This is a genomic window from Methanospirillum sp., from assembly GCF_035406105.1.
GTDB lineage: Archaea > Halobacteriota > Methanomicrobia > Methanomicrobiales > Methanospirillaceae > Methanospirillum.
Genome location: NZ_DAONKG010000258.1, coordinates 1 through 3,056, shown reverse-complemented (window position 1 = coordinate 3,056; position 3,056 = coordinate 1). Strand labels below are relative to the sequence as shown.

Annotated in this window: 2 protein-coding genes; both read right to left on the bottom strand. The window is 46.3% G+C overall.

Annotated features, from left to right (window positions below; genetic code table 11):
- The coding region (locus tag PLA23_RS12015) for a PAS domain-containing protein (protein WP_324475334.1) at positions 1-1,054 on the bottom strand (1,054 nt) is incomplete at its 3' end.
- Positions 1,051-3,056: PAS domain-containing protein (locus PLA23_RS12010; protein ID WP_324475333.1), on the bottom strand; the 2,006-nt coding region annotated here is incomplete at its 5' end. The genes PLA23_RS12010 and PLA23_RS12015, both read right to left, overlap by 4 nt.

Below are 3,056 nucleotides of genomic sequence, written 5' to 3'. Positions count from 1 at the left end.
CTGCCTCGGTGGGGGGGAAGAGCACTTCAAGAGGAGATCCGACAACTTCATCAGCACCTTTCCCGATAAGGTTTTCAAATGCATGATTTATCCGCACAATCGTACATGTCGGATTCCAGACAATTATCGGGACATTTGCAAAGGTGATGAGGTTTTCAAGGAAACTGTTTGTCTCTCTGAGACGTATCTCCTGGATCTTTCGATTGGACACATCCTGAATCAGTGTCGCAAACTGGCCTTTAAGCGGTGAGTATGCAATGACGTCATAATATTTTCCCAGTTCACGACTATAGTTCTCAAAATGGATCGTCTCTCCTTTCAGGGCAACCCTGCCATATGTTTCAATCCAGTATGATTCGGTTCCTGGCAGTACCTCGGTTACCCGCTTTCCGATAATATCAGCCGCACGAAGGCCGGTCATCTGTTCAAACGCGGCATTCACTTCAAGGAACCGGTAATCAACCGGAACACCGGTATTATCACAGATGATCTCATGAAGCGCTATTCCTGCTTCACTGGTATTAAATAAGAGCCGGTACTTCCGTTCCCGTTCTTCTATCTCTCCCTGTGCAGAGAGAATCTCCTCAAGTTGTTCTTTTAGTTCCTCCTCTGTCGATGAGAGTTCTTCGAAGGTTGCCTGAAGTTCTTCGTTTTTTTGTAATAATTCCATCTCCGCTTTCTTTCTCTCGGTTGTATCTGATGTGTACCCAATAAAACACGCATCAGATACCCGAACCGCTTTCACCTCCCAGTATCTGATCTCCCCTGATTTCGTAACGTACCTGTACTCCCCCGTTGCAGACCCGGTATTTTTCACTTTGGTAAAATGTGCAGCTGCAAAATCCTGATCTTCCTGAGAGATGAGATGAAAAAGGGACATTCCAATCAGTTCATCACGGGAGTACCCGGTCATGGCACAGGCAGCATCATTGACAAAGGTGTATCTGCCCTGCTCATCGGCAATAAATATCCCGATTGGTGCATTGGTGAAAAACACCTCATATGGAATATCCTCAAAGCCAGGGATAGAAACGTCCAAGCCCTTCCCCGTCATTCATTGCCCCCTTGTTTTTCGGAATGTGCAATGCGAAACATCCCATGAGGCACCCGGATCTCAAACCTGGCACCTTTTCCACTCTCTCCGGTCTCCCGGATTGTCATGCCGGTAATCGATAGAATTTCTGCCGAAAGGAAGAGTCCAAATCCGGTATTGCAGCCAACACCCCGCTCCATGATATGATCCTTCATATCAGGGTCAACACCCTGGCCATCATCTTCAATGATCCAGATCAGGTCGTCCCCGTCATACCGATAATATCCTTTGATTGTTGTGAGGACCGGGCCGCCATACCGGAGAGCGTTATCGATGAGATTATAGATTACCTTCACAAGCATGGGATCTGCAAAGATCTCCACCCCTGCCAGTTGTTCTTCAAAGATCACTTCTCCTGTATTACACTCACGAACCGCCTTCCAGAAACATGCTGAGAGATCCTGCCATAATGCCTTTTCAAAGCCAAGGATCTCATAGTCATGCGTAAATTCAATCTGTCTTTTGATTGTCAGTGCAAATGTTAATATGTGATCCAGGTTTTGCCGGATTTCAGATGAGAGATTATTCCGGGGAATGCTGTCAAGAAACAGGAGTAATCCGCCAAGTGAATTGAGGATGTCATGCCTCGTGATACTGGACAATAATTTCAGTTTTCGGTTGGCCTCAAAAATGGCCTTCTCGATCCGTTTCCGTTCGGTGATATCATGGAGCAGTTCAACAATCAGTTCAGGTTTCCCGTCTGCGTTGAGAATAGGATTACTTGTGCATTCGAAAAACGTGTCAAGTTCAGGAACAAATTTTTGAATCGTTACCGGTTTTCCACGTGCAACTGCCTCTGAAGTAGCACAGATTTCGCAGGCACTCCCGCGTCCGATGAGTTCATAACATTTTTTCCCTGCAATTTCAGACGGGCTCATGCCAAGTGCTTCATATCCTGCTTTATTATATCTGATAACGGTATGATCAGGGAGTTGCAGACCAACAATATCATTAATCCCATTGAGCATCCCTTCAATGAGGTTATTTGCCCGGATGAGTTCCAACTCATTCTGTTTCTTATCAGTGATGTCGATAAAAGAGGCCATCAACGCCAGAGGCTTACCGGATTCATCATGGATCGTATGAGCTGACACCAGAAGATTCGCATGGGTTCCGTCTGCACGTTCAGCATCCATCTCTCCCTGCCATCGTCCGCTTGAGATAATTGTATCAATAACCTCCGTGGCCTGGGCAGGTTCCTTCCAGAACGAAACCGCATTCTTTCCGATAACCTGTTCCTGTGTATGATATCCCCATATGGACAGGAATGCCGGATTTACATAGGTAATTATCCCTGAAAGATCAGCCAGTGCAATACCATTCATCGAGCTCTCTATTGCATGATTTTTCAGGTATAAGGCGTCCTGTATCTCTTTTTTATGAATGATACTCCAGAGTTCATTTCCAAGTGCGATCACAGCCTCGCAGTCACTGGCATCATAATTCCCTGCTTTATTTGCAACGGCTACTATCGCGACGATATGCTCTCCATCAACGATAGGAACCACCATACTCCGGAATATCTCTCCATCCTCCGTTGGAAATCCTCTGGATGGTACACCGTGTTCAGGGTATGTATTGATAATCTGGGGCGATCCCGTTCTTATTACTTCTGCCCAGCCCCCTAAATCAGCCACCGAAAATACTTTCGGCTCCTGAACAGCATCTTCCTCAACGACTGATGAAGACCATGCATGGATTGTCACCTCCGTTTCCTCCTCATTGACCAGACCGATGAAGGAATACTGGCTTTGGGTGATCCTAAGGAAGGCCTGTACCACAAACACAAAAAGTTCTTCCGGTGACTTTTCAGCAAGCCGGTTCAGGGATAAAAGGACCGAAATGCGTTCAGCCTGCAAGGCAGTCTGCTCTTTTACCAGCTGTTCTCTGGTGATATCTGTTATGAGTGAATATACCTGAAACGGTTCAGCCTTACCCTCACGAATGAGCGGCGTTGTATGAA